Below are 15,850 nucleotides of genomic sequence, written 5' to 3'. Positions count from 1 at the left end.
ATCAACACGTCTCCAAAGCGTATTGTGCCGTACACAATCGCGTCTACCTGTTCAGACAATCACCCTTTATTTCCGCGAGTTAGCGTCCACTTGGGCCAAGGAAGAAAGGTGATCCCCCATGACCGTATTCAGCCATCCCGAATTTGATAACCACGAACACCTGTCGTTCGTCTGTGACCCGGAAACCGGGCTTAAAGCTATTGTGGCGGTGCACAACACCTCCCGTGGCCCCGCTCTGGGCGGTTGCAGAATGTTCCCCTATGCCAGCGATGAAGAAGCCCTGCGCGATGTGTTGCGCCTTTCGAAAGGCATGACTTACAAATCCGCACTGGCCAATCTTGACCTCGGCGGCGGTAAATCGGTGATCATCGGCGACCCGCGCAAGCAAAAAAGCGAAGCTTTGCTGGAAGCCATGGGTAAACACCTCGAGGGGCTTGGCGGCCAATACGTTGCCGCCGAAGATTCCGGCACCAGCGTGGCCGATCTGAAAATCATGGGGCGGCATACGAAGCACGTCGCCGGCATTGTCGAGCGCATCGCTTTTAACGGCCAGCCCAGCAACGGAGACCCCTCCCCCACCACAGCCTACGGCACATTTGTGGGTTTGAAAGCAGCGGTGAAACATAAGCTTGGGCGCGAGGATCTGACCGGATTGAAGGTGGCTATTCAGGGTGTGGGTAACGTGGGTTATCGCCTGGCCCGTCATCTGCAGGAAGCCGGCGCAGAACTCTGGGTATACGACATTCATCACGCGAACATGCAACGTGCGGTGGATGAACTGGGCGCCCATGCGGCATCAGCCGAAGACATTCTGTTTCTGCCAGTGGACGTGGTTGCCCCCTGCGCCATGGGCGCCGTGCTCAACGACGACAGCATTCCCCGCCTGAAAGCCACGATCATTGCGGGCGCCGCCAACAATCTGTTGCAACGCCCGGATCACGATCAGGCATTAAAAGACCGCGGCATCCTCTATGCGCCGGACTTCGCCATTAACGCCGGCGGCATCATCGATGTGTTCTACGAACGCACCGGCGCGTCCCCAGAGAAAGTACGCGCCCATGTGGAAGGCATAGGGCACACGCTTACCGAGATCTTTAAACGCTCGGATCGCAGCGGCATGCCAACCGGTGCAGTGGCCAACACACTCGCTGAAGAACGCTTCCGGAAGCACTCAAGCGTCGCTCAGGCACCACGCGAGCAGCTTGTGGGCGCCGGGTAGTTAGCGGCATTTGCTTTACCGGGCCGTGATTCAGTCACAGCCCGGTTCTTCCAAACAAAAACAACGATCTAGCAGGAAACAATTATGTCTGAATCACATGCGTCCATTGCGGAAGCAATAGAAGGCTCGAATGCTAAACGGGGGCTCTGGTCCTCACGTTTTGCTTTTATTCTTGCGGCCACGGGCTCTGCGGTGGGTCTGGGTAACATCTGGAAATTCCCCTACATCACCGGCGAAAATGGCGGTGGCGCCTTTGTACTGGTTTATCTGCTGTGCATCGCCGCGATTGGTCTGCCCATCATGATGGCCGAAGTGTTGATTGGTCGCCGCGGCGGCCGCAGCCCGGTTAACAGCCTCAAAGCGATTGCCGGGCACGACAGGTTGAACCCGGCCTGGCGGATGGTCGGCGCAGTCGGGGTGATCGCCGGCTTCCTGATTTTGTCGTTCTACTCGGTGATTGGCGGCTGGGCGGTATCCTATGTGGGCACTGCCGCCAGCGGGCAACTCACCGGCCAATCTGCCGATGCCATTGGTGCCATCTTCTCCAACCTGCTGGCCGATCCGGTAACGCTGCTGATGTGGCACACACTGTTTATGGCTCTGGTTATGCTTGTGGTGGCAAAAGGGGTTCGCGCGGGACTTGAGCGCGCGGTCACCATTTTGATGCCGGCTTTATTCCTGCTGCTGCTCACGGTGGTCGGCTACGCCATGACCACCGGTGAATTCGGCCGGGCCGTGACATTCCTGTTCCAGCCGGACTTCACCAAACTTACTACCTCGGGCGTTCTGGTGGCACTGGGCCACGCCTTCTTCACCCTGAGCCTGGGCATGGCGGTAATGATGGCTTACGGTTCCTACCTGCCAAAAGGCATATCCATCGCTAAAACCTCCATTGCCGTCTGCGTTATAGACACCGCAGTAGCGCTGCTTGCCGGCCTGGCCATCTTCCCGATTGTGTTTGCGAATGGCCTTGAGCCCGGTGCCGGCCCTGGCCTGATCTTTCAGACCCTGCCGCTGGCATTCGGCCAGATGCCTATGGGCAGCTTGTTCGGAACCCTGTTCTTTGTATTGCTGGTATTCGCCGCTTGGACGTCGGGCATTTCCCTGCTGGAGCCCATCGTTGAATGGCTGGAAGAACAAAAAAGCATGAATCGCACCCGCAGCACGCTGATAGCAGGCTCCGTGTGTTGGTTGCTGGGCATTGCGTCGATCCTTTCCTTGAACCTGTGGTCAGATTTTGCGCCACTGGGCTGGATCGGCATGTTGGAGGGCAAGACCGTCTTTGATCTGCTGGACTTCTTCACCGCCAACATTTTGCTGCCCCTGGGCGGACTGCTTGTTGCCGTGTTCGCCGGCTGGGTGATGTCACGGGAGGCAATAGAGAAAGAGCTGGCGCTGTCAAAACCTATGTTCCGCCTTTGGTACATCACCGTGCGTTACATTACGCCAGTGGCTGTGGGCGCGGTATTTATCTACAACCTGTTCGGATCGTGAGCTTTGCCGGATAAGTAGACGGTCTATAACGAAAGAAGGGCGGCCCTCCGGCCTCCCTTCTTTTTTAACGAAATTCAAAAATAGACTTCAGACCTTCAGAAATAATCAAACTCCAAATGCTGGTAGACACGTCCTGCGTTTTTACCAGCCAGCTCCTCAAATGTGTCCAGGTAGGCCCATTGCGACTGGTCAATTTTGTACGCCTCGTCCAGACCGCCACCACTTTCAAGAATCGCGATAATGGCATTTCTGAGAAACACCAGGTAACCACGGGTTTCGCGGTTGACAACATTCAACGTGGTCGGTTCGCCGTGTCCCGGTATGACAACCGTGGGGTTCAACTCGCTCATTCTATCGAAGGACTCAATCCAGGCACCGGTGTCTGTGTCGTCAAAAACAGCCAGCAAACGCTGATGAAAACCCAGGTCGCCGGTGATCAACAATTTGTCCTGTGGTATCCAGAGCACAATATCACCGGGTGAGTGACCCGGACCAAAATAGTGCAGCTCGATCTTCACATCACCCATATCCAGGTCGTATTGATCCGAAAAACCGATATCTGGAACGGCAACATAGGTTCCTTCTGCCTTTTCCTTATTTCGCTTTTGCATGGAGGCCAGCGTGATCTCACCATGTTCCCGGAACTCCTCCAGCGCTGACTCATGAGCAATAATTGGTACGCCCTGATCTCGCCAGTAGCTGTTGCCCAACATGGCGTGACCCTGAGCGTTTTCATTAACCACATACGCGACCTCCTTGTCGGTTACGCTGTGGATTGAGCTATGAAGTGCCTTGGCTAGAAGGTAGTTGTCGCCCCCATTCATCACCACCACGCCCTCTTCGGCAATGATAAAGCTCAGATTATTATTGTGGCCATGATTCTCGTAGGTACCCGGGCCGGTCTCGCCAATCGCGGAATACACACGATCCGATACTTTGGTTAGCTCAAGCTGATCCGGAAAACCAGGCTCGCTGGCGCTCACCAAAACTGGAACCAGGAGCATCAACCCTGAAAGCAGATTGCGTACTGACATTGTTCGCACCTCACTGATACACCGCTCCAATTATTCCGGTAGTCGGAATACCGCCTCCGATAACGCCGAATCGTCCGGAAGACCGACGATCTTCTGGACTGCCCCACGTTCGTCACGGTATATAACCGAGGGTGTGGCCGATACCGCAAGAGCCCGCATAAGGCGGTTGTTATTGCCAATTTTGACTCTAAGCTGCTCGGGAACATTTTCCGGTGTCTCAAGCCAGTCCTTTGGGAACTGAGCCTCATGGAAATCAAGCTGAGCTACCGGATCCTCTGCAGCGATAACACTTGCAGCTTTGGCCAAACTGGTCGGCTGGATCACGCCAACCATGATGTGCCTCAGCTGTATCCCCCGCTCCAGAAAAGGCTGGGCTTTTTTTCTGAAAACATTGCAGTAGTCGCAATTCGGGTCGGTGAAAACGTAGACAATCCGTTGTGCATCTTCCGGCCCCTCCGGCACCCATGTTGCACTTTCCAGCTGGGCCCAGGCATCCGTAAGGTCGGTTTTCGGCAGCCAGTTTCGTAGTTGGTCGGCGCTCAGATCCTGGCCAAAACCATCAACCATCGTCCCGATAACCACATGCTCGCCATCCGGCATAAGGTATAACGTCACGGGGTGACCATTCCTGCGCCCGACGTAACCCTCTAACCCGCCTGGTGCTTCAAAACGGGCCTCGATATTCAGACCCTCATCAACCAGAATCTGAACGGCATCCGGATACTGTCCAGCAGCGATAACCGGTAAAAACCAGAACAAAGAAACTACCGCGCACAATATTTTTAACAATTTTAATTACTCCTATTTATATACTTTTCACTTATTAGAACGACGCCATTTCAAGATCCATTTCAACGGCATCAACACCGGCCTGTGCACAATTTTCATCCGTTTCTCCGGAAGGCGCACCGCTTACCCCCACACCACCAATCGTTTCGCCGCTGGCCCTTATCGGAACGCCGCCGGCGGATAACAGTACTTTTTCAAGCTTGCCGACGGAGAATGGCCCGATAAACCGATCCGTGAGCGCAGACGTGTTACTGGTGAACGTCATTGCCGTATAGGCTTTGCGATAACTGACGTCCAAAGCCAGATCCATTGCCAGGACATCGCGCAGAACGACCTGAGGGTGGCCGCCCCTATCCACCACCGTCACGGCTACCTGAACGCCCTGCTCACGGCATTTTTCAATCGCGGTTTTGGCTATGGTCAACGCGGTGTCCATCGACAACCGCTTGATTTCGACCATCACCGGCTGGTCTGTCTCAGCTGCATCGACCATTCCCGTTGCTGTAAGGGCTGTCGTAAGTATCAGTATTGATAGTTTTGAACGCATTTTTTCTTCCTTCGTCAGAGCCACTGCATCAGGGGCGAACCAATACGTATCCTTTCTCAACTTGTTCAAGAATATGGGCAACACCCACCGGCACAGGCAAACTTTGAGGATGAAGCTTTGGTCTTTCGCCAGTCTCTCTTTCGATGGTATCCACGGTATTCATACACACCGAAAACCGGACACCCTGGGCCATCAAGCTGGTAATTCGCTCCCGAAGGCGGTTGTCCGCATACAGCAATCGAACGCCCGGGCCAAAGGTTGTAATCTCGATATCAATCAGATCCGGATCGTAATATTCCAGAAGATTGGCAGCGACGCTTAGAACCTTTGCCTGCTTTTCCGGTTCGCCATCGCTCAGTTGCATGAGCAGAAACTTCTCGGCAAACGGCTTTTCCGGATTGATCGGTTCTTCCGCCTGGAGATTCATAGCCATCATGAAGAGACCCAGATAAAGCAGCCACCGAAGGCCTACCTTTAGTGAATCTGCGGCGAGTTTCATAACGAATAATCTTCCAGCCCTGGGTTGTTCTCGACATTTTTCAAACGTGGGGTATTGAACTTTGCGATGGTGACCGTTTTTTCCGACCTCAGATAATCCGCCACCACATCCCAGATCGGGCGACCTGGAGCCTTCGAGTTAACGGTGGCCCAGCCGGCTACTTTGTACATCTTGTCGGCCTGAATCGACTCGCCATTGTCCAGACGCAGATCGGAAATACGGCCATTCATACTGGCGGTCGGGTCACAGGTGTAATCCAGGCCACCCACGCGAACCATGTCGCCGCCCTGCTGGTAATAGGGATCTTTATTGAAGAGATTGTCCGCCACGTCTTCCATAATCAGCTTCAGCTCCGCACCTGACATCTCCCGCACGTAGGTCTCCGGGTAGGTAATGGCGGTCGCGTTCATCACATCGTCCATGGTGATCGCCTCGCCCGGCAATACCGAGGTGCCCCAACGGAACCCTGGTGACAGGGATATTTGCGCGTCCAGCACTTTTCTCTGGGCATCACAGATCACCTGATCCATGGTGCCGTTGAAGTTGCCCCGGCGATAAAGCAGCTCGTCCGTGACCGCCAGTTTCTCCCCCAGCGTGTCTGCGTAGGGCGCGCGAACCTCCTGAATAAAACGATCCATTGCCGCGTCTGGCTTGATCATGTCGGAAAACACCGGCAGCAAGCGGTATTCGTATCCGCGCACGCCGCTGTTGCCGATGTCCAGATCCAGCACCGCGACATACTTGCCATTGGTGCCGGCGTTGCTGACCAGGGTTTTACCACCAGAATTGGTCACCACTGTAGGCTGCGGAACCGCATCGTGGGTATGGCCGCCAAGGATGGCGTCAATGCCCGAAACCCGGCTGGCCATCTTCAGGTCCACATCCATGCCGTTGTGGGACAACACCACAACAGCATTCACCTTTTCGGTTTCGCGGATCTGGTTAACCAGCGCCTGCATTTCGTTTTCCCGGATACCAAAACGCCAGTCCGGAATAAAATAGGAGGGGTTTGCGATCGGCGTATAGGGGAACGCCTGGCCAATAATGGCCACACGTTTTCCGCCAAGTTCTCGAATCGAGTAAGGTTTGAATACCCGCCCGCTGGCTTCGTCAAAGGATTCGGCGCCCATGAACATGGCTTCGTCGGACAAAAACACATTCTGGGCCAGAAACTCGCCCTTGAAGGCGTTAATATTCTTGCGAATCTGCGCTTCCGGGTAGGTAAACTCCCAATGACCGGTGAGGAGATCAACGCCCAGGCGGTTGCTGGCTTCCACCATGTCCTCGCCCTGAGTCCACACGGCGGTTCCGGAGCCCTGCCAGAGATCGCCACCATCCAGTAACAACGAATTCCCGGGGCCGGCCTGTTCGCGCAACTGGTCAATCAGGGTTTTAAGGTGCGCAAAGCCGCCAAGGCGACCGTATTCCTGTGTCGCTTCGGCGTAGTTCAAATAGGAGAAGGCGTGGGAACGCCGGGAATCAGCCGGGATTCCGAAATGCTCAAGAAAATGCGAACCGACTAAATGGGGCACCCTCCCCTTGCTCGGCCCCACCCCAAGGTTCACGTTGGGTTCGCGGAAATACACCGGCGAGAGCTGGGCATGAATGTCCGTCAGGTGAAGTAACCGGGCATTGCCGTACCTGGGTGAGTCGTACAGCCCTTCTCCACTCTTCGCCAACGCAAGCTTTGGGGCAAGACCGACGATGGCCGCTGCCTGCATGGCTACCAGGAAATCTCTGCGGGAAATCGACACTGCACTCTCCTTTCTTTGTTGTTATTGGCGCTGGTCGGCACACCCCGGACCACCAGGGTGCTATCGCCACAAAACAGGCACGGGTTAGTTGCCAATAGCGACGTTGCGCCAGACCTCCGCTTGTTGCTTTCTCTGCGCCACGGACTCTTGCGCAAGATTTCGTGCTTCGGTGGCCATCGTCTTTGCTTTTCCATAGTCGCCGCTGTCAGCAGCCGATCTGGCGGCCTTCAGTCGGTCTGACGTCACCGTCCACTTAAAGGTTCCGGCATTCTGATTTGTGCTTTCCGCCTCTGAATAGACCTGTTGAAAATCCTCTTTCGGGCCTGCGTAGGCGCCCAACGACACCAGCAGGCCAAACGACGTGGCAATGATCAGTGAAGATTTCTTTATCATGCTTTTCACCTCTTCGTTCCCGGTTACGGCCGAGTCGTCGGGCCAACCACCGGCAGGCCGTTGCTCATGTAGGTCAGGAAGTACTCGAGATTCCGATATTCCTCACTTTGAGCCGGTAGTGGTTCGGCACGAACGTTGTTATTGCAACCGGCAAAACGCCGGTGGAGCGTACCCAGCTCACCCCATTTGGAGCGGTGCACCGGGAAATTGGCCGGTTGCCCCAAGGTTGGCGATAGCAGATCCGCACGAATCCAGTTGCCCGGGTTCTGGACATGGCAACCCGCGCACGAAAAGTTCAGCTGTCCCCTGCGGCTATAGTAAAACTCCTTGCCATCCTGATAGGCCGCCAGCGCCGCGGGTTCATCCGGAACCTTGATGTCGAAAGCCTTGCCCTTAGACGTCGAGGCCATGTACGCAGAGATCGATGCGATATCCCCTTTCTTATATTTCAAGGGTTTCTCACCATTTGTCTCCCGGCAACGGTTGATGGCCAACTCAAGCGTGATAACTTCTTTCTTTTCCGTGTCAAAATTCGGGTAGTTCTGGCGTATGCCGATGCCGCCGTTTTCAAAACAGCTGGCGTAACTCTTGCCATTGGCAAACGGCGTTTCGAACATCTCCTGGCCTTCCGCTACCGCGAACTCATACGGCGGAAAATCCTGCAGGGACTCCCACTGACTCCGTCGATCTTCATCCAGTGCGTACTGGCCGTTGACGAACTCCTTGAGCGGCACGTCGGGGAACTTCTGCCTGAAGTACGCTACCGTTTCTTTCCGGTCCTCTTCCGGCGTACTGCCCGCCAGCACCTGGGGCACTGCCAGTGACGCTGCAAGAGCAACCAGAATGACTTTCGATTTAAGCATGTCCAATCCTCCTCTGCGACGGACCAAAACCGACCGGTCTTGCCGCCGACAACCGCTAGCCGATCGTCGCTGTGGTTGAATCGCTCTCGCCTTTGTTGTCCGCCCAGCTGATAGTGAGCTTGTCGCCTTTCTTGGCGCCCTTGAACCGACATTCGACGAATGGGTCCTTGGAAACAGCAGGCCCCCAGTTCGCCACAAACACATCTTTTTCATTATGGGAAACCGTCAAAACCTGGATGAAATGCGAGGGAACGACATTCCCGGCTGAGTCCTTCACAAAACCCGAGTCCATCGGGTGTCGAACCAGGGCTTTAAGAGAAGTCACTCCGCCATTTTCAACTGCGCGAACTCTGATACTGGACGCCATTTTTATTCTCCTGTTCTGCTAACGGTCAGCCGCCACAGCCGCCAACGGTCACTTTCACATTCTTGGTTGCTTTGTAAGCCTTGCCGTCGGAAATGACCACGGCAACCACATCGGTGGTTTCGGCCATTTTCAAGCGGTTGGAAACAAACGGCAATGCGCCGTCAGGAACCTCAAAGTAGGCGGCCAATGCATTCGGATTTTTGGCAACCAGTAAGGCGATGCCGGTAATATTTGGCAGCGTTGACTCAACGGTCACCGGCACGACGGCGCCATTCTGGGCAATCGTCGGCAAGTCCATAGAAATCTTGTCCGATTCCGTTGCTTCCATCCCGTACAACTCGGCAATGGTTGCGTCCACACCGGGCGTATTAAACGCTTTTTTGGGCCAGCCAGACACATCCGGCGCCGTGGCCGTTGCCGCCTCGACTCTTAATGGCACAATCCCCGCACTCAGTGCAAAACCGGCAACCCCGGCACCCAGCATTCCTTTTAAAAAACCTCTTCGCCTTTCATTAGTCACGGCAACTCCTCCTCCGCCATTACAGCGTGTACAAATAGTCAACAACGCGGTTGATTTCTTCTTGGCTCAAGATCATGTGTCGTCCGAATGGCGGCATCACCGTCGTCGGGTTGAACAGAGTTGCATCCCAGATGCGTTTGAACAGCACTTCCCGGTCCGGGAAGCGGGCCTTCATCTGCATCAGAGGCGGCCCGATATTACCGGCCAGTTTGCCGTCATCCATCTTATGGCAGGCCAGACAGTTGCCATCCGTACGGCTGAAGGCCAACTCCTTGCCTTGATCAATTTCGATCTGGGACGGCTCCGCAAACGCCGGCGCTGCGGCGCTCAGCACGAGCGTGGTTACACACACAAAAATAAAGACTTTACGCATCACTCAATCCTCCTCGGCACGTTCCAATGGGCCCGTGTTCAGACATTATTCCGTCAACCCTTTGTCGAGCGGGCCGGTGGTGCTTGGTGTCAGATTTTTACCCACTGCCGAATCCGTAATCTCGACCTCGCCCCTGCAATCCTGCATACAGCGTTCATTACTGACTAACGGCCGCGGGTCTTCCCAGGTAAAGCCATCTTTGTTGGGCATATTGACTTGCGGCAGTGTCTCTTTATTGGCGATAAAATCGCTGTCGACGATGTAATTCAGGTTGAGAACATAGGCTGTCAGGGCATACACCTCATCATCGGTCAGGGACTGTGGGGCGAAGAACGGCATGGCTCGGTGAATGTAATCCCAGAGGGTGCTGGCGTAGGGCCAGAAGCTGCCTACGGTTTTTTCCGGGCGGTCTTGCGCCAGGCTCCCGTCGCCGCCGGCAAGTTTGGGAAAACGCCCCATCCCTTCTCCGAACGCGCCGTGACAGGATGTGCATTGGGCTTCAAACACACTCATGCCTTCGTCGACACTGCCGCTGCCTTCTGGCAATCCCATGCCATCCGGACGCACGTCAATATCCCACCCGGCAATCTGATTCTCGGTTGCAGGCTTGCCGTAGCCGTAATGCCCGGCAGGTTCGGCATGGGCAAAAACCGCCAGCGTGGCCATCAACACCCCGCAACCCAAACCGGTCAAAGCTCGCGATGATTTATCAAAGCTGAACATTATTCACACTCCCATCAGGCGTCACCTGCCAGGTCTGGATCGCATTCTTGTGGTAAATCGAATTGGTGCCGCGAGCTTCCTTGAGCTGTGCCAGTGTGGGCTGCACATAACCGGTTTCATCGATTACCCGGGATTGCAGCAGTGCAGGGTTGCCGTCCCATTGCCACGCCAGCGAGAATCGTGTCAGCGACTTCGACATCACCGGCTCGGTCAATTGCGCCTGCGTCCAGTTGCGTCCGCCATCCACCGAGACGTCCACTGCTCTGACCTTGCCGCGGCCACTCCAGGCAATGCCTTCGATCTGGCAAATACCACTGCCGCGCAGTGGCATTTCCGGACATGGCGATGTAATGACCGACTTGGCTTCCATCACCCAGGTGAACCCGTGAGCCGTGCCATCCGGCATGAGGTCGGTGTACTTGGAGGTTTCCTCCCGCTGCATCCATGGCTTGTCGCCCACTTCCAGCCGGCGCAACCACTTCACATGGGTGTTGCCTTCCCAACCGGGCACCACAAGCCGTACCGGGTAACCCTGTTCGCGCCGCAGCGCCTCGCCATTTTGGGCATAGGCCACAATTACGTCGTCCAGGGCCTTTTCCATGGGAATGCTGCGGGTCATGGCGGCACCGTCGGCGCCCTCAGCCAGCAACCATTTGCCCTCCGGCTTTATGCCCACTTCCTGCAACAGGGTGGATAGCCGAACGCCTGTCCACTCCGCGCAACTCACCATGCCGTGAAGAAACTGCAGTGAGTTGAGCTGGGCACCGCGCCAATCCATGCCCCCGTTTGCGGGACATTCAATGAAGTTGATCTGGGAAACACTGGGAAAGCGCTGCAGGTCTTCCATCGAAAGAATTATGGGCCGGTCAACCAGACCGTGAATCATCAGGCGGTGCTGTTGCGGATCAACCTCGGGGCGGCCCGCATGGTGGCGCTCAAAGAACAGACCGTTCGGCGTGATAATGCCTTTCAGATGCTGTAACGGTGAAAAACTGATGGAAGAGGTTTGCTCGGCGGTAAGCCAGGGAACGGTTCGCCTGATGACGTCTTTCTCGAAGGGCGACGGAACCCCATACGGATCCGTGACAACGCCTGCGCCGAGGGATCGGGTCCAGGGCGGAATCGCTGGTGGGTACCCCACTTCCGCAGCACCCAGCCTTGGCGACAGCCCGGCCAGGGCACCTCCAACCATGGCGCTACCGGCAGTGAACAGGCCGTTTCGCAGAAAACGCCGGCGTTCGTTCGAGGGTAAACGTTCTGACTCTTCCAGAGCAGTTCTGGACAGGTTCTGGTTAAGCCGGCGGAGCTTGCCGAACATATTTTGTCCTCCTTCGATGCCCTCACCCGGGCAGTCGGCCGGCGATCAGTACACAGACTGAACGGCGGTCTTGTTGTTTATGTTATAAGGATATAATTTATTTATAGACGCCCGAATCGTAGGTTACAAGTTTTTTTAAGCACGCCATCACCCGGCTGAAGGTTCAGATTTCCAGGTAGAACGGGGCCAAAACAGGGAAAAGCACGGCCTGCACAGGTGGTTACAAAACATCCAAAAACACTGAGAGGGACGAAACATGAATCATTACAGAGGAAACATTAATGGTTTTTTAGGCATCCTCGTCGTTGGATTGCTTATATCTCCCCACGCGGCTTTGGCTGAATCTGATCCGACTTACCCGGATATCTCGATACCTTTTGGCGCCGAATCCGTGGATGTAGACAATGTTTACTATTTTTCAGGTCAATCCGGGGTGCCAAACGCAGCCAATCAGGGCTTCACTGCAAATGCCGGATTTGTAATAACCGGTGACGGCGTCGTGGTCTTTGATGCCCTGGGGACACCCAGTCTGGGCGCCGCCATGATCGGCGAAATACGAAAGCTGACGGATCAGCCCATCACTCATGTGGTGGTCAGTCACTATCACGCCGATCACATTTATGGCCTTCAGGCCTTCAAAGACCTGACGAACGCCAAAATCATTGCCCAGGACAGCTTTAACCTCTACACCTCCAGCCCGGATGCGAAACAGCGACTGCAGCAACGCGAAATAGCTCTGGCTCCCTGGGTGAACGACAACACGCGAGTGGTTCTGCCCGATGTCACATTCAGCGATGAAACGTTTCTGGAGTCCGGCGCGTACCGGTTCATGATCTACCACGCAGGACCGGCCCACGCGCCCGACGACAGCATGATGATGGTTGAACCCGCAGGGGTGCTTTTTTCCGGCGATATTATCCAGAATGGACGAGTGCCGTTTCTTAACAGTGCCGAAGTGGATACGGAAAACTGGATGCAGGCCATCGAAAAGGTTCGCAAGCTGGAGCCAAAGGTATTGATACCCGGTCACGGGCCTGCTTCCTGGAATGCGATGGTGGCACTGGATTTCACCTATGATTACATCTCCTTTGTGCGCAGTGAGATGCAACGTGCGGTCGAAAACTGGGTCCCTTTCGAGGACGCATATCAGCAAACAGACTGGTCCCGCTACGCATCGCTACCGGCTTTTGAGGCGTCCAACAAGGCGAACGCCTATCGCGTTTACCTGGATATGGAGAAGTCTGCGCTGGGCAGTGAATGATTGGAAAAATCGGGACTGGGATGGGGTATGCGCCCCATGGCCCCATCGTGTTTGACACACAGGAGGTCGGGCCTGGCACTCACCCGGGCCCTGGCCTGATCTTTCAGACCCTGCCGCTGGCATTCGGCCAGATGCCTATGGGCAGCTTGTTCGGAACCCTGTTCTTTGTATTGCTGGTATTCGCCGCTTGGACGTCGGGCATTTCCCTGCTGGAGCCCATCGTTGAATGGCTGGAAGAACAAAAAAGCATGAATCGCACCCGCAGCACGCTGATAGCAGGCTCCGTGTGTTGGTTGCTGGGCATTGCGTCGATCCTTTCCTTGAACCTGTGGTCAGATTTTGCGCCACTGGGCTGGATCGGCATGTTGGAGGGCAAGACCGTCTTTGATCTGCTGGACTTCTTCACCGCCAACATTTTGCTGCCCCTGGGCGGACTGCTTGTTGCCGTGTTCGCCGGCTGGGTGATGTCACGGGAGGCAATAGAGAAAGAGCTGGCGCTGTCAAAACCTATGTTCCGCCTTTGGTACATCACCGTGCGTTACATTACGCCAGTGGCTGTGGGCGCGGTATTTATCTACAACCTGTTCGGATCGTAAGCGGCGTCGGGTAAGTAGTCTGTTTATAACGGATCGGGGAGGCCTGCAGGGCCTCCCCGATAAACGCCTTCAAAAATAAATCTGTCCCGGTTTTCTGCAGAGACTCTGGATGACAGAACGCCAGATGATGTTCATTATTCATACCCGGTCAAACTGGCCGCTTAACTGTGGAAGACCACTTAGCGAACTGTCTGGTTTTAGGGGTTTAGTTCTATGAGCCCTAAATTGCCAGGCGCTGTAATGTTGCTCTTTTGAAGTGTCACGGCCGTTTGTGCCAGCAATCTACCATTAACTGACGCACCCGTGTTCACTGCAATCAATGTTTTACCCAGTACCACACCTTCAAAATGTGCATAGGTTCCAATCGTTACTGAACCTGCAACCTGCCAGATAATATTCTTAGCTAAGGCACCACCCGCTAAGACTACTTTCACTGCACTGGCCTCGGTCAGTTCACCTGATACCTGCATGATCCAGACATCATTCGGACCGCCAGAAAAAGTGACGTCAGTACTAATGTTAAGACTTGAAGACCATTTGTAAAGCCCGGGAGCAAGGGTTAATCCGCCAATTTCACCCGCACCAAGTTCTGTAAAATCAGGCGATGTTCGTCCTGCTGCGTTTTCGTATGCAAATCCCATATCGTTTATTGCTACAGACAACGAACTAGGAGAAATGGTGTAACAGGGAAGCGGACCAGCCGCATCGACGGTATATATATTTCCGGTTACTTCGTCGCACTTAAGGAGTAACGCTGCACCAGTAATCGGACTTGTACCTACATCGCCAACAATTGCCGACCGGTAAACATCGGTAATACCGCTCTGACTAAGAATGGCAAAACTTCCTGCGCTTCTCAAATTTATGGGAGACGGGCCAGACGCTGCTATTGTACTTCCTGAAAACAAACCACCTATAATTAGGGGTAAGAGTATTCTTTTTGAAATATTCATAGTTATTTTATCCTTGTCTTGTTATATGATAGTTAAATCATCAAAGGTAAATATTGTTTATTGTCATTTACCTGATAATATTGCAATAAGCATTCCAATTCAAACTTTAACTTATATAAGTAATATAAAACTGACATTAAATAAACGAGGTGGCTAGCTAGCGCCTCCAGCCACTACCCGATGAGGCATCATTGGCCTCAGTCGTAACCGCGTTAACCCTCTAAAATTAAGCGTTGACAGTAGATTATGGGAGCCGAACCTTCCATAATCTAATCTGTATATTGTATAGCGACGCGCTAGTTAACCAACCCGCTTAGGAAAAATCAAAAGGAGGAAGAGCGGACGCTCGCCTTCCTTAACTGACAAGGTTTGGATGTAAGAAAAATTTTAAATTCAACAGATCAAATACCACAGAAAATACAACTTGAGCCTTCCTTTCTGGGTTTCTGCGAACTAACTCTTGAACATTAGATCTTGATCACAGAAACATCTGCTATAAATATGTTTTTAATTGTCAGCATTTGTAACGGATGGACAAGTTGACTCCTTAGAATGGGATGGAGAAGAACGTGGCTCGTTACTACCCCAAGGGCCAAAGCGGTCGGCCAGAAAGAGTTGTTGAAATGACAAGAACGACCGATTAGCTCAGTTTCCAACCTCGGCACGTTCTTCCCAATACCGAGCCCGTTCTGCATCCTCTTTTACGCCGGTGCCTGTCCGGTAGGCCTTTGCTGTTTCCTCTATACCGATTCGGTCGCCCGATTCTGCCAGCCGGAGATACCACTGAAAGGCATTGCTGTCGCTTTGCTTTACCCCTTTGCCTTCAGAGTACATGTTGGCGGCGTTCAGCATGCCCTGGCGGTTGCCATCCTCGGCCAGGGCAATGTAGCGCTCAAACGCCAGATCATACTGGCCCATTTTGTACACTGCGTAGGCTTCCAGCACCCGGATCATATCCCGGGCAACACGCATCTGGTCGTCTGCCGGTTCTGCCTGTGTTGTGCTCGGCGCCAAAGCGATAAGGACCACAAGCGCCATCGCCTTGAGTGCGTGCCTGGTGGGGTGCATAAGAGCGTCCTTTACAGGTGGCGTGAAGATTGTTTGACCAATTCACGTTAGCAGCGCCGGCAGAGAAGGTGAACGGTAC

General features: G+C 54.2%; 17 protein-coding genes and 1 pseudogene. 4 read left to right on the top strand and 14 right to left on the bottom strand.

The genetic code is table 11. The features are described from left to right. The first annotated feature begins 118 nt into the window (after window positions 1-118). Window positions 119-1,219, top strand: coding sequence for a Glu/Leu/Phe/Val dehydrogenase dimerization domain-containing protein (locus MIH18_RS18050; RefSeq protein WP_249013158.1), 1,101 nt, complete (start codon window positions 119-121; stop codon window positions 1,217-1,219). Window positions 1,220-1,303: 84 nt separating this feature from the next. Continuing rightward, entirely contained in the window at window positions 1,304-2,713 is a 1,410-nt protein-coding gene (locus tag MIH18_RS18045; protein WP_249013157.1) for a sodium-dependent transporter, read from the top strand. 95 nt (window positions 2,714-2,808) lie between these two features. Here the strand turns inward: MIH18_RS18045 and MIH18_RS18040 are convergent, their stop codons facing one another. The 12 genes from MIH18_RS18040 to soxC all read right to left on the bottom strand — a co-directional run bounded on the left by MIH18_RS18040 (window position 2,809) and on the right by soxC (window position 11,893). Further along, window positions 2,809-3,747, bottom strand: coding sequence for an MBL fold metallo-hydrolase (locus tag MIH18_RS18040; protein WP_249005948.1), 939 nt, complete (start codon window positions 3,745-3,747; stop codon window positions 2,809-2,811). A gap of 30 nt (window positions 3,748-3,777) precedes the next feature. Beyond that, complete coding sequence (dsbG, locus tag MIH18_RS18035; protein ID WP_249005949.1) at window positions 3,778-4,536, bottom strand: thiol:disulfide interchange protein DsbG; 759 nt, start codon at window positions 4,534-4,536, stop codon at window positions 3,778-3,780. 34 nt (window positions 4,537-4,570) lie between these two features. Next, entirely contained in the window at window positions 4,571-5,083 is a 513-nt protein-coding gene (locus MIH18_RS18030) for a heme-binding protein (protein ID WP_249013156.1), read from the bottom strand. Between the two features lie 28 nt (window positions 5,084-5,111). Next, a complete protein-coding gene (locus MIH18_RS18025) occupies window positions 5,112-5,582 on the bottom strand; it encodes a hypothetical protein (RefSeq protein WP_249005951.1) in 471 nt (156 codons plus the stop codon). Next, complete coding sequence (gene soxB / locus MIH18_RS18020; RefSeq protein WP_249005952.1) at window positions 5,579-7,336, bottom strand: thiosulfohydrolase SoxB; 1,758 nt, start codon at window positions 7,334-7,336, stop codon at window positions 5,579-5,581. The genes MIH18_RS18025 and soxB overlap by 4 nt, the downstream gene beginning before the upstream one ends. 84 nt (window positions 7,337-7,420) lie before the next feature. Further along, a complete protein-coding gene (locus tag MIH18_RS18015; protein WP_249005953.1) occupies window positions 7,421-7,729 on the bottom strand; it encodes a hypothetical protein in 309 nt (102 codons plus the stop codon). 23 nt (window positions 7,730-7,752) lie between these two features. Then, a complete protein-coding gene (gene soxA, locus MIH18_RS18010; RefSeq protein WP_249005954.1) occupies window positions 7,753-8,592 on the bottom strand; it encodes a sulfur oxidation c-type cytochrome SoxA in 840 nt (279 codons plus the stop codon). Window positions 8,593-8,647: 55 nt separating this feature from the next. Further along, a complete protein-coding gene (gene soxZ / locus MIH18_RS18005; protein ID WP_249005955.1) occupies window positions 8,648-8,959 on the bottom strand; it encodes a thiosulfate oxidation carrier complex protein SoxZ in 312 nt (103 codons plus the stop codon). A 25-nt stretch (window positions 8,960-8,984) separates the two neighbouring features. Then, entirely contained in the window at window positions 8,985-9,479 is a 495-nt protein-coding gene (soxY, locus tag MIH18_RS18000) for a thiosulfate oxidation carrier protein SoxY (RefSeq protein ID WP_249005956.1), read from the bottom strand. A gap of 19 nt (window positions 9,480-9,498) precedes the next feature. After that, window positions 9,499-9,852, bottom strand: coding sequence for a sulfur oxidation c-type cytochrome SoxX (soxX, locus tag MIH18_RS17995; RefSeq protein WP_249005957.1), 354 nt, complete (start codon window positions 9,850-9,852; stop codon window positions 9,499-9,501). Window positions 9,853-9,897: 45 nt separating this feature from the next. After that, window positions 9,898-10,575, bottom strand: coding sequence for a cytochrome c (locus tag MIH18_RS17990; RefSeq protein ID WP_249013155.1), 678 nt, complete (start codon window positions 10,573-10,575; stop codon window positions 9,898-9,900). Next, the gene (soxC, locus tag MIH18_RS17985; protein ID WP_249013154.1) at window positions 10,562-11,893 is read right to left on the bottom strand and encodes a sulfite dehydrogenase; all 1,332 of its coding nucleotides are present in this window, start codon (window positions 11,891-11,893) and stop codon (window positions 10,562-10,564) included. The genes MIH18_RS17990 and soxC overlap by 14 nt, the downstream gene beginning before the upstream one ends. A gap of 256 nt (window positions 11,894-12,149) precedes the next feature. On the opposite strand from soxC, the gene MIH18_RS17980 reads away from it, so the two are divergent. Together MIH18_RS17980 and MIH18_RS17975 are read left to right on the top strand one after the other, a co-directional pair. Next, the gene (locus MIH18_RS17980) at window positions 12,150-13,154 is read left to right on the top strand and encodes an MBL fold metallo-hydrolase (protein WP_249005960.1); all 1,005 of its coding nucleotides are present in this window, start codon (window positions 12,150-12,152) and stop codon (window positions 13,152-13,154) included. 86 nt (window positions 13,155-13,240) lie between these two features. Further along, a pseudogene (locus tag MIH18_RS17975) lies at window positions 13,241-13,750 on the top strand (sodium-dependent transporter); the annotation flags it as partial. A 197-nt stretch (window positions 13,751-13,947) separates the two neighbouring features. Here MIH18_RS17975 and MIH18_RS17970 read toward each other — a convergent pair. Together MIH18_RS17970 and MIH18_RS17965 are read right to left on the bottom strand one after the other, a co-directional pair. Continuing rightward, a complete protein-coding gene (locus MIH18_RS17970; protein WP_249005961.1) occupies window positions 13,948-14,703 on the bottom strand; it encodes an ice-binding family protein in 756 nt (251 codons plus the stop codon). A 645-nt stretch (window positions 14,704-15,348) separates the two neighbouring features. Then, the gene (locus tag MIH18_RS17965) at window positions 15,349-15,771 is read right to left on the bottom strand and encodes a sel1 repeat family protein (RefSeq protein ID WP_249013153.1); all 423 of its coding nucleotides are present in this window, start codon (window positions 15,769-15,771) and stop codon (window positions 15,349-15,351) included. Between the last annotated feature and the right edge of the window lie 79 nt (window positions 15,772-15,850).

The organism is Marinobacter sp. M3C (assembly GCF_023311895.1).
GTDB lineage: Bacteria > Pseudomonadota > Gammaproteobacteria > Pseudomonadales > Oleiphilaceae > Marinobacter.
Note: the sequence above shows the minus strand (reverse complement) of the source record. Positions and strands in the feature narration are given on the sequence as shown.